This window comes from Occultella gossypii (genome assembly GCF_019947135.1).
In the GTDB taxonomy this organism is placed as follows: Bacteria; Actinomycetota; Actinomycetes; order Actinomycetales; family Beutenbergiaceae; genus Occultella; species Occultella gossypii.
In genome coordinates this window covers 17,474-31,513 of the sequence record NZ_JAGSHT010000005.1, presented here as the reverse complement: position 1 = coordinate 31,513, position 14,040 = coordinate 17,474, and the positions used below count along the sequence as shown (strand labels likewise).

Here is a 14,040-nt window from a genome sequence, read left to right as displayed (position 1 = left end):
GACCTGGCGGCGCTGCAGCGTGCGCTGGGGAATGCGGCCGTGACCCGCGCCATGGCCGCTCGCGGTTCCCTGCAACGAATCACCGAGACGATCACGCAGGAGGCTCCGACGGAGCCACGGCACCTGGTGTTGACGCTCCGGGGCGGTCGCACCCGTACCGGCAGCCCGGACCCTGACCCGGATCCTGGCGGCTCGAGCACCGTGACCGAGCCTGACGGCGGTCAACCGGTGGGTGGGCGCGACGTCATCAGGTTCAACGGCAAGGAGTACCACTTCGACCTGATGAACGTCTCACGCTTGGCGCGGCTCCTCGACGCCATCACGGGGACGACGGCGGAACTCGCCCAGGTAGGCATCGTCAGCGAAGCGCGTCGGCGGTTGCGGCGGCGGATCGAGGCCGAGGGCCTGTCGAAGGCGCCGCCCCCGGTCGACCCGACGAAGACAAAGGCGCAGCAGCAGGCCAAGCGACACCACGAGTACGCGGCCATGCGGGACCTGAAGGACAAGTGGGCACCCTACGTCGGGGTGCAACTGGCCGGCGGGGTGATGAACCGTCCTGGACTGGCGGCGGCCTTCCGCACCGCAGACCAGAAACTGCAGCAGGCCGTCCGGACGAAGACGTGCCTCGAGAACAGAGCAGAACTCGAAAAGCTGTTCGACACCATCACGGTCACGTACCAGGCCGAGCGGATCGCCGCCGCGAACCTCAGGTCCGCTACCAGCAAGCGAACCGTGACTACCTCAGACGCGATCATCCATATCCGTGATCACCTCGACACCAAGGGCCTGGAAGGGAAGAAGGCTCTCCAGCAGGAACTCAAGGGACTGGACTCGGAACATCAGCGGCTGCAGCGCAGGGATGTGCGGATCCTCGACCTTCGGGACGGATTCGACAACCTCACCGAAGCCCTGAACGACCTGGCCGAGCGGGCCGTGAACCTGAGACTTCCCGGGCAGAAGGCCGACGGCAAGGATCTGAGCAGGTATTACAACAGCCACGACGCCCACAACCAGGTCATCACCAACGCCTCCCCCAGGATCCTCGTCCCGGAGAGCAACTCCGCCGCGATCACCAAGGGCAGGAACGTCATCGCCGCGGTGCAGGCCGGCGACCAACTCATCGTGGCCGCAAAGAACCACGCCAACAGCGTCAGCCCCATCGTGACCGCGACCAGGAGCCAGTACCACATCCGACTCTCGCAGGGCAGCACGCAGATCCGGTTGGAAGCCATTGAGACCACCCAGTCCGTCAGTCACCCCACCGACGCCACGGCACCCAAGAAGTCCCTGAAGTTCATCGATTTCAAGCAGATCCAGTTCGGACACTGACGCGCCCGGTCGGACAATGACCACCAAGATCACCGTCATCTACGACAACCCCACCGACCTCGAGGCATTCGAGCAAGCTATCGCGGACTTGAACCAGGAGGAGGTGGCGCGCTCGCTCCCCGGACTCGATGGCGACCGGTCGAACTCTCCGCCGCAAGATGATCCTCGCGCTTGATGAACTCGGACCGTGTGCGAGGGTGGAGTTCCCGCTCGTTCGACCGGAAGGATCTGCCGTGATCTTCATCGCCGCCAAGTTCAAGGTCAAACCAGAGTTCGCCGACGCCTGGCCGGAGCACGTGCGTGAGTTCACGCACGGCACCCGGGCCGAACCGGGCTGCCTGTGGTTCGACTGGTCACGCAACGTTGAGGACCCCAACGAGTACGTCCTCGTGGAGGCGTTCCGAGACGACGCAGCCGAGGCCCATGTCAAGAGCGCCCACTTCGTCAAGGCACAGCAGGACCTGCCGCCCCTGCTCCAGGAGACCCCCAAGGTACGCAACGTCGTCATGGAGGGCGACGACTGGCACGAGTTGGGTGAGATGGCGGTCAACTGACCCGCTGACTCGCACGCCTCACAGCGACACCCGGCTCAGCCGGTGGCGGCACTCACGTAGGGTGTTCGGGTGCTCGACCAGGGGATCTCCGCAGACGCCGCAACGTCGCCAGCCGTACTCATCGCTGCGAACCTGATCTGGATCGCGGCACTCGTCGTCATCATCCTGGTGGTGCTGCGCCTGCGGCGCGGTAGGCAGGCCGCAGCCGCGTTGCCCTACCAGGACGCCCCGGTTGGCCAGGGCGTGGTCGAGGACCGGAAGTTCCGGTATCGGATCGTGAACAGTCGGCACCTGTACACGATCACCTACCGGGTGCACACCCCCGACGGGCACCAGTTCCTCGGCCGGGAGGACAAGTACCTCGGGCTGATAGTCGACAAGCCGAAGTTCGCGGTCGGAACCAGGCACCCGGTGGCCTACTGGCCCGGTGTCGACGAGGTCCGCGCATTGACGCCGACACGCTGACATCGACACCCGGGCTCATCCTGCAGCGGCAGCAACCATCCTCTATCGAGCCGAACAACCACACTTCGGCCGTCGGAGTCCGGCGTCGCGGACCTAAGCCCGGGGCGTCACCGGAGCACTCGACCCACGGGTCACCAACCGCGCTCCGACGCGGAACTCACGGGGCTTGTCATCGGTGCCGCCCGGTCGCATGGCGGCGATGAGCCGGCTCGCCGCCAGTTCGGCCAACTCTGTCGCGCCGCTATCGACGATGCTCACCGCCGGGTCCCAGTACTGGAACCAGGACGGTTCGTCGTGCGCGATCAGGGATAGATCGTCCGGCAGGCGGACCTTGAGATCCCTCAGCGTGGGCAGCGCACCGAAGGACGCCTCATGGTTCGCGATGTAGACCGCACTCGGTGGCTCGGGCGCGCGCAGAATCGCCTTGATCGCCTCCGCTCCGAAGTCGGGGCTGAACGGCCCTCGGAGCACCAGGTCGTCAGCGAAGGCCCCCGCCGTCCGCAACGTACTTCGATAGCCGTGGAAGCGCTCGCGCCCCGAGTTGGTCTGCGCCGGACCACCGATGTAGCCGATCCTGCGATGGCCGAGGTCGAGCAGCTCCTGGGTCGCCAGGACGGCGCCATCTCGGTCCGAGGCCAGGACGCGGTCACCCGGCGCTCCCTTTCCGGCGCGGATCAGGTTGACGATGGCCGTTCCGTTGGCGTGGATCGTGTTGAGCTGGTCGATGTTGGCACCACTGCCGGCCACGATGATCCCGTCCACGCCCTGCTCGGCCAGGGTCTGCAGGTAATCCGCCTCCTCCGCGGCCTGCCCCCCGGTCACGCAGAGGATCATCCGGTATCCCGCCAAGGCCAGTCGCTGCTGCACGATCTCCGCAACAACGTGGAAGGTGGCGTTCACCAAGTTGTTCAGCACCAGGCCGGTGAGCATGGTGCGGCTGGTGCGCAGCGTCCTGGCTGCGCTGTTGAGCAGGTAACCCACCTCGGCGGCAGCGGCGCGCACGCGCGCTTCCGTTTCCGCCGAGACGGCACCCTCGCCACTCAGCACCCTGCTCGCGGTGCTGCGTGACACGCCCGCTGCGGCTGCCACATCCACGAGCGTTGCCCGTCGGATTGGGATCGATGCCATCGTCGCGACTCCAGACTCCATTGACTTTCCGCTGGGAACACTAGCGTATCTCCGCATGCCGCACGTGACCGCTTGACGCCGTGTCGTCGATGCTGCTTTGATTCCTGGGATCGATCCCAAAGTCAGTGAGGACTCATGGAACGCAACGATGTGCCGTGGCGGGGCTACTGGCCCGCCGCACCCACCCCGTACACCGCTGACGGCCGGCTCGACCAGGATGGCCTCGCCGAGATGATCTCCATGTACGTGGACCAGGGCGTCCACGGCGTGCTGATCAACGGCACCACCGGCGAGTGGTTCTCCCAGACCCGTACCGAGCGCCGCACGGTCGCCGAGATCGCGGTCGCCACGGTGGCCGGGCGGATTCCGGTGGTCATCGGCTGCACCTCCTACACGCCCGCCGAGACCATCGACCTGGCCGAGGAGGTCAAGGCGATCGGTGCCGACGGGGCGCTGACCACGCCGCCCCCGTACGCACACCCGTCCCAAGCGGAGATCTACGCCTTCTACGAGACGGTCACGACCGCCGTCGAGATTCCGTGGATGGCCTACAACTGGCCCCGCGGGACCGCGGTGGACATCTCCGTGGAGACTGCTTCCCGGCTGGCGGACCTGCCGAACGTCGTGGCTATCAAGGACAGCACCGGCGACGAGCTCAAGTGCATGGCCACCGTGGAAGCCGTGGCCGATCGGGTCCGCGCCTTCGGCAGGTTCATCCATCCCCGTGGGATGGCGTTCATGCTCGGCGTCGGCGGGGACGGGAACATCGACGGGGGCGGTCTGGGTGCCCCGTTCGCGGTGCCGTACTACGACGCCGTGTTCGCCGGCGACCTCGACGCCGCCCGGGGCTTCGGCAAGCAGTACGAGCAGCTCGTCTCCCTCCTGGTCAACGCGGACTACAGCTCGAAGTTCGCCTCACCCACGTCGCAGCTCAAAGCCGCGATGAACATCCTCGGTCAGCCCGGCGGAGAGGTCCGTCCGCCGCTGCTGCCCATGGCCGAGGAGAACCGCGCCGACCTCGCCCACGCCTTGGGCCGTGCCGGACTCCCGCCTCACCAGCCCACTCACAAGGAGTGACCATGCGAACCAACCGCCTTCTGCCCGTCAGTGCCATCGTTGCCGCTCTCGTCCTCGCCTCCTGTTCCAGCGAGGGGGATGAAACCGCAGATCTGAGCGGGTGCGAACCGGCGGTCTCGGACGACCTGCTGATCACCCCGGGCACCCTGACCTTCTCCACCAACGCCACCCTTCCGCCGATGCAGTACGTGGACGGCGATGAGGTGGTCGGCATGCGGGTGGAGCTCGTGGAGGAGATCGCCACCCGGCTCTGCCTCGAGACCGAGGTCATGAACGTTCCGTTCGACACCCAGATTCCCGGCGTACAGAGCGGCCGCTGGGACATGATCAACACCGGCATGTTCTACACCGAGGAGCGCGCCGAGACCCTCGCCCTGGTGCCCTACGAGGTGCAAGCCGTGGCGATCTCGGTCAGCGACGGCTCGGAGAGCGACATCCAGTCCGTGGAGGATCTCGCCGGCCTGACCATCGGCGTTGAAGCGCCCGGATACGAGTTCGACTCAGTCAACGCCGTGAACGACGAACTCGTCGCGGCCGGCCACGAGGCGATCACCATCAACACCTCCCTGACCAACGCCGACGCCTTCCAAGCCCTCTCGGCCGGGCAGATCGACGGCGTGGCCATCGTGGAGGCCGTCACGACCTTCTACCAGGAGGACGGCCGGTTCGCTACGGCCATCTCCGGGCTGCACCCCGGGCCGCTGGCCTTCGGATTCGCTCAGGACAACGACGGGCTGGCCGACCTCGTGGCGCAGACCTACGCCGAGATGGTTGAGGACGGCTTCGTCGAGGAGCTCTTCGCCAGCTACGGGGTCACCCCCTACCCCGGTCCGTACGAAGTCACGACCGGTCCGATCACCGTCGAAGGTGGTGACGCCTGACATGTGGTCCTGGGATGCGTTCTTCACCTACCTCACCGCGGAGACGCTGCGAGAGGGGGCCGTCACCACCATCTGGCTGACCGTCATCACCATGGCCCTGGGGCTCGTTCTCGGTCTGATGCTGGCCGTCATGCGCGGAACCCGGGTCCGGCCGCTGCGCTGGTTCGGCAACTTCTACATCTGGCTGTTCCGCGGCACCCCCGTGCTGGTGCAACTCATCATCATCTACACCGGTCTGCCGCAGCTGGGGATCAAGCTCTCCCCGATCTGGTGCGCGATCATCGGCCTGTCCCTGAACGAGGCGGCCTATCTCTCCGAGGTGGTCCGCGGAGGCATCATGTCGGTGGCCAAGGGCCAGTACGAGGCGGCCCGAGCCTTGGGGATGAGCCCCGTGAAGGTGATGCGCGTGGTGGTACTGCCGCAGGCGTTCCGGATCATGATCCCGCCACTGGGCAACAGCCTGAACGGGATGCTCAAGACCACCACCCTGGTCTCGGTCATCTCCGTGGAAGAGCTCCTCCGGCGCACCCAGTACGCCGTCCAGGTGGACTTCCGGGTTCTCGAGGGCCTGGTCGCTGCGGCCCTGTACTTCCTGCTGATGACCTCGATCTGGACGCTGATCCAGGGCCGAATCGAGTCCGTGCTGAACAAGAGCCACCGGGCCGCGCCGGACCAGGGCGGGGCGACAGATCTGAAACTGGAGTCCGAACTGGAAGGAGTGAGTCGATGAGCGCTCTGGCGATGAAGCCCAAGGCTCAGATGGGGCAGACCGAGATCGTGGCGCGCGTCGTCGACGTCAACAAGTCCTTCGGCACCTTGCAGGTCCTCAAGAACATCAACCTGGAGATACACAAGGGCGAGGTCGTGCTGCTCCTCGGGCCCTCCGGGAGCGGGAAGTCCACCCTGCTTCGCACCTTGAACGTGCTGGAGACGATCGACTCCGGCGAGATCACCATCAGCGACGAGCTGATGGGCCAGCGCGTCACGGCCAAGGGCCTGCGACCGCTTCGGGAGAGCCGCATCGCTGAGCAACGCCGCCGGACCGGCATGGTGTTCCAGCAGTTCAACCTCTTCCCCAACATGACCGCCCTGGAGAACGTGGCCGCCGGCCCCATCCACGTCGAGGGCAAGTCCAAGCGTGAGGCCACCGCGGCCGCCAAGGAACTGCTGGCGATGGTCGGCCTGCCGGACAAGGGCTCGAACTACCCCATCCACCTCTCCGGCGGTCAGCAGCAGCGGGTCGCGATCGCCCGCGCCCTCGCCATGCGCCCGGACATCATGCTGTTCGACGAGCCCACCTCGGCGCTCGACCCGGAGATGGTCAAGGAGGTCCTGGAGACCCTCGTCAACCTGCGCAGGGACGGCATGACCATGATCGTGGTCAGCCACGAGATGTCCTTCGCCAGGGCGGCCGCCGACCGCGTCATCTTCATGGACGCCGGCGAGATCGTCGAGGAGGCCAGTCCCGCGGACTTCTTCGACAACCCCAAGACCGAGCGCGCCTGCAAGTTCCTCGGACAGCTGGTATGAGCCGAGACCGTGCACCGCGCGGCACCACGATCATGGTGGACGGCGAGGCGGTACCCGCACTTGTCGGTCAGTCCCTTGCGGGCGCTTTGGAGGCCGCCGGCATCCGTACCTGGCGCGCGAACAAGGTGGACGGTTCCCCGCGTGCGCCGTTCTGCGGCATGGGCGTGTGCTACGAGTGCGAACTGCACGTCGAGGGCTCGGCCGAGACGCGTGCATGCATGGCCGAGGTGGAGCCGGGCCTTGTGGTCCGGACCGAGGGGGTGGCACGTGGCCGCGTCTGAGGACACCGTCGCGCCGAGCCGGCTGGACTTCGACGCCGTCGTGGTCGGCGGGGGCCCGTCCGGCCTGGTGGCCGCCCGCGAGCTGGCCACCGCCGGCGCCCGCGTCGCGCTGATCGAGGAGAACTCGGAGCTCGGCGGCCAGTACTACAAGCGCCGCCGCGGTCAGGTGCTCGCCCAGTACGGCGACTACCGACCGGACGGGACGTCACTCATCGCGCAGGTGCGCCACGCGGGCGTCGAGGTGTTCACGAACCGACTGGTCTGGGGAACCTCCACGGACCGGTCGCTGCTGACCACCTCCACGACCAGCCCGGATGCGGTCCGGTTCTCAGCCCGTGCGATCGTCGTGGCCGCCGGCGCGACCGAGCACGTGGTGCCGTTCCCCGGCTGGCAGCTGCCCGGCGTGATGACGCCCGGGCACGCGATGCATCTCGCCACGACTGACGCCGTGCGCGTGGGAAACAGGGTGCTGCTGGCCGGAAGCGGTCCCTTCCTGCTGCCCGTGGCGTGCGCGCTGCTCGCCTCCGGAACCGAGGTGGCGGCGGTCGTCGAAGCGGGCCGACCACTCCGGCCATCCCTGCGGGCAGCAGGATCACTGCGCCACCCGGGCATGCTCGCTGACCTGGCCCGCTACCTGACCATCCTGGCCAAGCACCGGGTACCGATCATCCAGGGCGCCCGAGTGCATGAGGCACTCGCCCAGGGGAACGGGCACCTCGGCGCCGTTGCCATCACCCACGGCCAAGTGACCCGCACGTTCGAGGTGGACACGCTCGCTACCGCGTTCGGGTTCCGCCCGGCCACCGAGTTGCTGCAGTTGCTCGAGGTGGACTGCACGGTCGACGCGACGCTGGGCGTCCCGCTACCCGTCACCGATGCCCACGGCGCCACCAGCGTCCCCGGGGTCTACGCGGTCGGCGAGTCGCGTGGCATCGCCGGCAACAAGGCGGCCCGCGTGCGCGGCTGGCTCGCCGCGGCGGCGATCCGGGACAGGCTCGGTCTTCCCACGCCGTCGGCCCAGCAGATGCGCGCGCACCTACGGCGGTCCGCTCGCCTGGACGCATTCGCCACGCTGAGCAGCGAGCTCTATGCCCACGACCGGCGCGCGCTGCTACAGATGCCCGACCACACCATGGTGTGCCGCTGCGAGAGTGTCACCGCCGGCGAGATCCGGGCAGCCGCACGGTTGGGATGGAACGACCGCAACTCCGTGAAGGGGGCCACCCGCGCCGGCATGGGGCTCTGCCAGGGGCGGGAGTGTGCCGCCACCGTCTCGGGCCTCGTGTCCGCTTGCACCGGAGAGCCGGTCGGCTGCCAGCCGGCCCGGATGCCGGTGAAGCCGATCCCGGTCTCGGCCGCCATGGCCCTCGAGGAGGAGATCGCGTGACGACCACCGACATCGTGGTGATCGGCGGCGGCATCCTCGGCGCCTCCACCGCGTACCAGCTCGCCCGAGCGGGCCACCGCGTCACCGTGCTCGAACGCGGTGCACCCAACCGCGAGGGCTCGGGCACCACCGCAGGCAATCTGCACATCCAGGGCATCCACACGAGGCGTCCCGGGCAGGCCGTCGCGGCCGACAACCTGAGATTCCTGCCGCTGCAGCGCACCGCCTCGACGCTGTGGTCCCAGTTGCCGGACGAGCTCGACGCGGATCTCGAGCTCACCCGCAACGGCGGCTTCATGGTCGCCGAGACCCCGGAGCAGGTGCAGGAGCTGCACCAGAAGTTCGACCTGGAGACGCAGCTCGGCCTGACCTGCGAGATCGTCTCGGGCGACGAGGCACGGCGGCGGATGCCGGCCCTGTCGGAGACGGTGATCGCCGCCGAGTGGTGCGCGGAGGACGGCTACGCCAACCCGCTCCTGGTGACGCCCGCCTACCTGGGCGCCGCGCGCCGATACGGGGCGCAGGTGGAGGCTTTCAGCCCGGTCACCGGGATCGAGCACGACGGCGGAGCGTACGTGGTCCGGTCGGGTCACCGTGAGTGGTCCGCCGGTGTCGTGATCGACACCGCTGGTCCATGGATCGCCGACGTGGCGGCACTGGCCGGCATCCGGCTCGACATGAGCCCGGTGGCGATCCAGATGCACATCACCACGCGGATGCCTCTTGGCACCTTGACCTGCTTGGTGCAGCACATCGGCGCCGGGATGTCCGTGAAGCAGGTGGGCGCCGGCAACATCCTCATCGGCGGGGGGTGGCCGGCCGAGGCGTTCCGGGCTCACGGTCGCAGCCGGGTCGCCACGGACAGCATCAGCGGCAACCTGCACCAGGCGGCGGCGGTGCTTCCGCTGCTGCGGGACCTGCGGCTGCTGCGCACCTGGGCCGGCCCGTTGGCAGCCACCCCGGATGAGATGCCGGTGATCGGCGAGGTCCCCTCCAGCCCTGGCTTCTTCGTTGCCGGCGGCACCTACGCGTTCACCCTGGCCCCGCTGTGGGGCCTGGTGCTCCGAGATCTGGTGGAGGGCAACAGTCCGCTGGAACCGGTCGCGGACCTGGGTGTGGATCGGTTGGTACTCGACGCCGTGGCGCACCAGCGCTGAGGCACGAAAGGGAGTTGTGATGGACCTGGTGAAGATGTTCGTGAACGGGCAGGCGATGTCCGGCGGCTCGATCAGTACGGGACTGCGCGGTGCGCGGTTCCTCGGCGCTGCGAGTACCGCTCCCAGCTACCGGTTCTACTCCGTCCGGGCGGAGTTTCCAGGGCTCTCCTGGGTGGCCGACGGGGGTGCCGCGATCGCCGGAGAGCTGTACGAGGTGTCCTACGCCGGCCTCCGTAGCCAGCTGCTGCCACTGGAACCACCGGAGCTGGAGTTGAGCATCATCGAGCTCGCGGACGGGAGCGGCTCGCTGTCCATGGTGATGCGAGCGGACGCGATCGGCGGGCCGGACACCCTCGATATCACCGGTCACGGCGGTTGGCACGCCTACCTGGCAGCCCGGGAGAACGCGTGAGCGCTCCGGATCTGGTGATCCGGGGCGGGGACGTCGTCAACGCCGACTCGGTGGTGCGCGCCGATATCTGCGTGAGCCGGGGCCGGGTCAGCGCACTGACCGAGCCGGGCGCGGCGCCACCGGCCGAGCACGAGGTCGACGCGACGGGGCTGCTCGTGCTGCCCGGTGGGGTGGACCCGCACTGCCACGTGGGGTTCACGTCGGGCGAGTTCACCACGCTCGACGACTACCCGGCGGCCACCAGGGCGGCGGTGCACGGTGGTACGACCACGATCGTGGACTTCGGCATCCCGGTGCCCGGCGAACGAGTGGTCGACGCGGTCCACCGTCAGCGTGAGCAGGCTCCGCGGGGATACTGCGACAGCGGGCTGCACGCCTGCGTGGTGGACTGGGACGAGACCACCGGCGGCCAGCTCGATCAGCTTGCCGGTGAGGGTGTCGTCACGGTGAAGATGTTCACCACCTACCGCGACGAGACGATGGCCGACGAGGAGACCATCCTGCGCACGATGAAGCACCTGCGCACCCTCGGCGGCATGGTCTACATCCACTGTGAGTCGAACACGATCGTCGAGGACACCCAGAACGTGGTGGCAGCCGGCGGTGACATCAGCGCCCACCGGCACCACGAGACCCGCCCCGAGCTCTCCGAGTCCGCGGCGGTGGCGGCGGTGCTCGCCCTGGCCGAACACGCCGATGCCCCCGTGTACTTCGTGCACCAGTCCACCCCGGAGGCGGTGGCGCTGGTCGAGCGAGCACGCCGGGAGGGGCGCCGTGCCTACGGTGAGGTGGTGGTGCACCACCTCACCCTGGACCAGGGTGCGTACGCCTCGGACCACCCCGAGCGATTCGTCTGCTGCCCCCCGCTACGTTCAGCGCACACGGTCCAGGGTCTGCGCCAGAAGCTCGTGACCGGGGCACTCTCGACCATCGGGAGCGACCACTGCTGCTACGACACCGGGCAGAAGGTCGCGGCGAAGCATGACGTGCGGGCGATGCCCAACGGCTTGCCGGGCGTGGAGACGCGCCTTCCGGTGGCGTTCAGCGAGTTTGTCTCCTCGGGTCTGATGCCGGTCACCCAGTTCGTGGACCTGACGGCCACCTCCCCCGCTCGCCTGAACGGGCTCTACCCGCGCAAGGGTCTGATCGCACCCGGGTCGGACGCCGACCTCGTGCTCTGGGACCCGCAGGCCACCGCCACCGTGCGTTCGTCGGACCTGCACATGGCCACCGACTACACGCCCTACGAGGGCAGGCCGCTCCGCGGCCTGCCGGTCACGGTGCTGGTTCGGGGACGAATCGTCGTCCGCGACCGAGCGTTCATCGCGGATGAACCTCATGGGCAGTTCGTTCCTGCGTCGCCGATCCACGCCGCGCGGTAACCCGGCCGTCCCGTCAGTTGCGGACCTCTGGCGTCGAGTCCGTCCTCGTCGATTGGCGAATGACGAGGCGATGCGACACCACGTACTCGCGGATCGGAGCGCCCGGATTCGTGATCCGCTCGATCAGGGCGTTCACAGCAGTCGTGGCGATCTCCGCATGATCGGCTGCGATCGTCGACAGCGGCGGGTAGGAAAAGCTCGCCTCGGTGATGTCATCGAACCCGACGACCGCCATGTCCTCGGGGACCGCGACCCGCAGCTCGTGCAGGCGGTGGAGCGCGCCGATCGCGAGCATGTCCGCGAAGCAGATGACCGCGTCCGGGCGTTCGGCGGACTCGACCAGGTTGGCCATCGCCTCGTACCCGTCGCTGACCTCGTAGCGCTCCACATACTGGTGACGGCCCTGCTGCACCTGATCGCCGGCTTCGTCGAGCGCCTGCCGCATGCCCTCCTCGCGTAGGTGCGCGGTGCGCGCATAGGCCGCGCGACGTAGGCCGATGGCCGCGATCCTGCGGTGCCCGTCGTCGATCAGCCGCCGGGTCGCTTCGTACGCGGCGGCGCGGTCGTCGATATAGACGTGGTCGAGACGGTCGCCGGCGACCCGCTCGCCGATCAGCACCAGCGGGAACTGCGACTCGCGGTGCTCGATGTCCTCCGCGCGGAGCGCCTCGGGATGGAAGATCGCGCCGTCGAACATCGCGCCACGCGGTCCGAGCTGGATCAGGCGCCGCTCGCGCTCAAGATCACCATGGGTCTGGTCCACGGCCACCGTGAACCCGCGGGCCGTGGCCGCTTCGACGATGTCGGAGGCCAGCCGGGCGAAGTGTGACTGGGACAGGTCCGGAACGACGAAGCCGAGCAGCCCGATGCGACCGGTGCGCAGACTCTTCGCCACCTGGTTCGGCTGATAGTCCAGCGCGGCAAGCGCAGCGACCACCCGCGCTCGCGTCGCCTCGGCCACGTACGGCTGGTCGTTGACCACGTTGCTCACGGTGCGCGCCGAGACACCGGCAAGGCGCGCGACGTCCTTCAGAGTTGCCATGGATCCCCTCTCCTCTTGCATCGTTGCATGATCTGAGATGCATGTATATGGTGACACCGTCTTTCAACGTTGCAAGAAGCGTTCCCACCTGAGGAGGCAGACATGAGCAGAACCACGCGCGCCACCGGCGCAGCGGTCGTGGCCCTCGCGTTGGCAGTAGGCACGGCGGCCTGCGGCGACGGCGGAGGGTCCACCGATGGTCCCGTCACCCTGACGTTCTGGCACGGGCTCACCGGTCCGGACGGCCCGGCCTTCCAGCAGGTCGTCGACGAGTTCAACGACTCCCAGGACGAGATCACCATCGAGACCGAGGTGCTGCCCTGGGACTCGCTCTATCAGCAGTTCCTGACCGCGGCGACCTCCGACGACGGGCCCGACATCGTCGCGATGAGCGGTTCCCGCCTCGCGCAGTACGCCGAGCAGGGTGTCCTCGCGCCGACGGACGACTTCTACGCCGACACCACCTATATGGACACGTCCGTGCTCGCCGACGGTGCGGTGCAGGCTTCGATGTACGACGGCGTCAACTACGGGGTGCCGCTCAACCTGGGCCCCGTGCTGCTCTACTGGAACAAGGCCCTCTTCGCCGAAGCGGGTCTGGACCCCGAGGCGCCGCCCACCACCTGGGAGGAGTTCGAGGGGATGCTCCCGGCCCTCACCGTGGACGAGAACGGTGACGGCTCACCGGAGCAATACCCGCTCGCCGTCGGCGACCACTCCACGGTCCCGGTCTTTCCGACGTTCCTCTGGAACGGTGGCGGTGGCGTGGTCTCCGATGACGGTACGTCGTCCATGCTCGGCGACCCGGCCACCGTGGATGCTGCGCAGTACTGGGTGGACCTGGTCCGCGAGGACCGGATCACCCCCGTCGGCATGTCGGGAGCGGACGCCGACCAGCTCTTCCAGTCCCAGTTGGCCGCCCTGACCCTCAACGGCCCGTGGCTCACCACCGGGCTGACCGAGGCTGGGCTCGACTACGGCGTCACCCGCCCGTTCGCCGGCCCGGACGGTGACGACATCCTCGGTGACGTGGTCTCGATGACGATCTCGCAGCGCCTGGACGAGGCCGAGACGGATGCCGCCTTCACCTTCTTCGCGTACTGGGAGTCCGTCGAGAGTCAGACCACCTGGGCGAACGAGACCGGCTTCCCGGCCGTACGCACCGACATGCCCGACGGCGCGGTCACCAACGAATGGGCGGCCATCTTCGGTGCGCCGGAGATCCTCGACAGCGTCCGGCCCTACCTGACCGGTGTGCCGAGCTCCGGCGAGATCAACGACGACATCTTCACCCCGGCACTGCAGTCGGCCCTGAACGGCACGGGCGAGGTCGCGGACCTGTTCCCGCCGGCGGGCGAGCAGGTGCAGGCGATCCTCGACGACGCCTCCTGACCGATGGGTGCGGGCCCGCGAGC

General features: G+C 68.2%; 16 protein-coding genes. 14 read left to right on the top strand and 2 right to left on the bottom strand.

The window, feature by feature from the left end; genetic code table 11:
• Positions 1 to 201 precede the first annotated feature (201 nt).
• The 4 genes from KCQ71_RS04915 to KCQ71_RS04900 all read left to right on the top strand — a co-directional run bounded on the left by KCQ71_RS04915 (position 202) and on the right by KCQ71_RS04900 (position 2,348).
• The gene (locus KCQ71_RS04915; RefSeq protein WP_223403457.1) at positions 202 to 1,329 is read left to right on the top strand and encodes a hypothetical protein; all 1,128 of its coding nucleotides are present in this window, start codon (positions 202 to 204) and stop codon (positions 1,327 to 1,329) included.
• 16 nt (positions 1,330 to 1,345) lie between these two features.
• Positions 1,346 to 1,504, top strand: a complete 159-nt coding sequence (locus KCQ71_RS04910; protein ID WP_223403455.1) for a hypothetical protein — start codon at positions 1,346 to 1,348, stop codon at positions 1,502 to 1,504.
• A 58-nt stretch (positions 1,505 to 1,562) separates the two neighbouring features.
• Complete coding sequence (locus KCQ71_RS04905) at positions 1,563 to 1,883, top strand: putative quinol monooxygenase (protein ID WP_223403453.1); 321 nt, start codon at positions 1,563 to 1,565, stop codon at positions 1,881 to 1,883.
• Between the two features lie 69 nt (positions 1,884 to 1,952).
• Positions 1,953 to 2,348, top strand: a complete 396-nt coding sequence (locus tag KCQ71_RS04900; RefSeq protein WP_223403451.1) for a hypothetical protein — start codon at positions 1,953 to 1,955, stop codon at positions 2,346 to 2,348.
• A 93-nt stretch (positions 2,349 to 2,441) separates the two neighbouring features.
• Here the strand turns inward: KCQ71_RS04900 and KCQ71_RS04895 are convergent, their stop codons facing one another.
• The gene (locus tag KCQ71_RS04895) at positions 2,442 to 3,476 is read right to left on the bottom strand and encodes a LacI family DNA-binding transcriptional regulator (RefSeq protein WP_223403449.1); all 1,035 of its coding nucleotides are present in this window, start codon (positions 3,474 to 3,476) and stop codon (positions 2,442 to 2,444) included.
• 135 nt (positions 3,477 to 3,611) lie between these two features.
• On the opposite strand from KCQ71_RS04895, the gene KCQ71_RS04890 reads away from it, so the two are divergent.
• The 9 genes from KCQ71_RS04890 to hydA are packed head-to-tail and all read left to right on the top strand — an operon-like array spanning position 3,612 to position 11,583.
• On the top strand, positions 3,612 to 4,553 hold the full coding sequence (locus tag KCQ71_RS04890) for a dihydrodipicolinate synthase family protein (protein WP_223403448.1): 942 nt from the start codon (positions 3,612 to 3,614) through the stop codon (positions 4,551 to 4,553).
• A 2-nt stretch (positions 4,554 to 4,555) separates the two neighbouring features.
• Positions 4,556 to 5,434: an ABC transporter substrate-binding protein gene (locus tag KCQ71_RS04885; RefSeq protein WP_223403446.1), complete on the top strand. Its 879-nt coding sequence runs from the start codon at positions 4,556 to 4,558 to the stop codon at positions 5,432 to 5,434.
• Entirely contained in the window at positions 5,424 to 6,164 is a 741-nt protein-coding gene (locus KCQ71_RS04880) for an amino acid ABC transporter permease (protein WP_223403444.1), read from the top strand. Before KCQ71_RS04885 ends, KCQ71_RS04880 begins: the two co-directional genes overlap by 11 nt.
• Entirely contained in the window at positions 6,161 to 6,964 is an 804-nt protein-coding gene (locus tag KCQ71_RS04875; RefSeq protein WP_283248607.1) for an amino acid ABC transporter ATP-binding protein, read from the top strand. The genes KCQ71_RS04880 and KCQ71_RS04875 overlap by 4 nt, the downstream gene beginning before the upstream one ends.
• A complete protein-coding gene (locus KCQ71_RS04870; RefSeq protein ID WP_223403442.1) occupies positions 6,961 to 7,245 on the top strand; it encodes a (2Fe-2S)-binding protein in 285 nt (94 codons plus the stop codon). Before KCQ71_RS04875 ends, KCQ71_RS04870 begins: the two co-directional genes overlap by 4 nt.
• Entirely contained in the window at positions 7,232 to 8,632 is a 1,401-nt protein-coding gene (locus KCQ71_RS04865) for an NAD(P)/FAD-dependent oxidoreductase (protein ID WP_223403440.1), read from the top strand. Before KCQ71_RS04870 ends, KCQ71_RS04865 begins: the two co-directional genes overlap by 14 nt.
• Positions 8,629 to 9,789, top strand: a complete 1,161-nt coding sequence (locus KCQ71_RS04860; protein ID WP_223403438.1) for an NAD(P)/FAD-dependent oxidoreductase — start codon at positions 8,629 to 8,631, stop codon at positions 9,787 to 9,789. The genes KCQ71_RS04865 and KCQ71_RS04860 overlap by 4 nt, the downstream gene beginning before the upstream one ends.
• Positions 9,790 to 9,808: 19 nt before the next feature.
• Entirely contained in the window at positions 9,809 to 10,201 is a 393-nt protein-coding gene (locus KCQ71_RS04855) for an allophanate hydrolase-related protein (protein WP_223403436.1), read from the top strand.
• Positions 10,198 to 11,583: a dihydropyrimidinase gene (gene hydA, locus KCQ71_RS04850; RefSeq protein ID WP_223403434.1), complete on the top strand. Its 1,386-nt coding sequence runs from the start codon at positions 10,198 to 10,200 to the stop codon at positions 11,581 to 11,583. The genes KCQ71_RS04855 and hydA overlap by 4 nt, the downstream gene beginning before the upstream one ends.
• A gap of 13 nt (positions 11,584 to 11,596) precedes the next feature.
• Here the strand turns inward: hydA and KCQ71_RS04845 are convergent, their stop codons facing one another.
• On the bottom strand, positions 11,597 to 12,625 hold the full coding sequence (locus tag KCQ71_RS04845; RefSeq protein ID WP_223403432.1) for a LacI family DNA-binding transcriptional regulator: 1,029 nt from the start codon (positions 12,623 to 12,625) through the stop codon (positions 11,597 to 11,599).
• A gap of 102 nt (positions 12,626 to 12,727) precedes the next feature.
• On the opposite strand from KCQ71_RS04845, the gene KCQ71_RS04840 reads away from it, so the two are divergent.
• On the top strand, positions 12,728 to 14,017 hold the full coding sequence (locus tag KCQ71_RS04840) for an ABC transporter substrate-binding protein (protein ID WP_223403430.1): 1,290 nt from the start codon (positions 12,728 to 12,730) through the stop codon (positions 14,015 to 14,017).
• Positions 14,018 to 14,040: the final 23 nt, after the last annotated feature.

Bases quoted from the DNA above. Each gene is read 5' to 3' on its own strand.
- KCQ71_RS04910 (WP_223403455.1), top strand. From the start codon at position 1,346: ATGACCACCAAGATCACCGTCATCTACGACAACCCCACCGACCTCGAG.
- KCQ71_RS04895 (WP_223403449.1), bottom strand. From the start codon at position 3,476: ATGGCATCGATCCCAATCCGACGGGCAACGCTCGTGGATGTGGCAGCC.
- KCQ71_RS04890 (WP_223403448.1), top strand. From the start codon at position 3,612: ATGGAACGCAACGATGTGCCGTGGCGGGGCTACTGGCCCGCCGCACCC.
- KCQ71_RS04885 (WP_223403446.1), top strand. From the start codon at position 4,556: ATGCGAACCAACCGCCTTCTGCCCGTCAGTGCCATCGTTGCCGCTCTC.
- KCQ71_RS04875 (WP_283248607.1), top strand. From the start codon at position 6,161: ATGAGCGCTCTGGCGATGAAGCCCAAGGCTCAGATGGGGCAGACCGAG.
- KCQ71_RS04870 (WP_223403442.1), top strand. From the start codon at position 6,961: ATGAGCCGAGACCGTGCACCGCGCGGCACCACGATCATGGTGGACGGC.
- KCQ71_RS04855 (WP_223403436.1), top strand. From the start codon at position 9,809: ATGGACCTGGTGAAGATGTTCGTGAACGGGCAGGCGATGTCCGGCGGC.
- KCQ71_RS04845 (WP_223403432.1), bottom strand. From the start codon at position 12,625: ATGGCAACTCTGAAGGACGTCGCGCGCCTTGCCGGTGTCTCGGCGCGC.
- KCQ71_RS04840 (WP_223403430.1), top strand. From the start codon at position 12,728: ATGAGCAGAACCACGCGCGCCACCGGCGCAGCGGTCGTGGCCCTCGCG.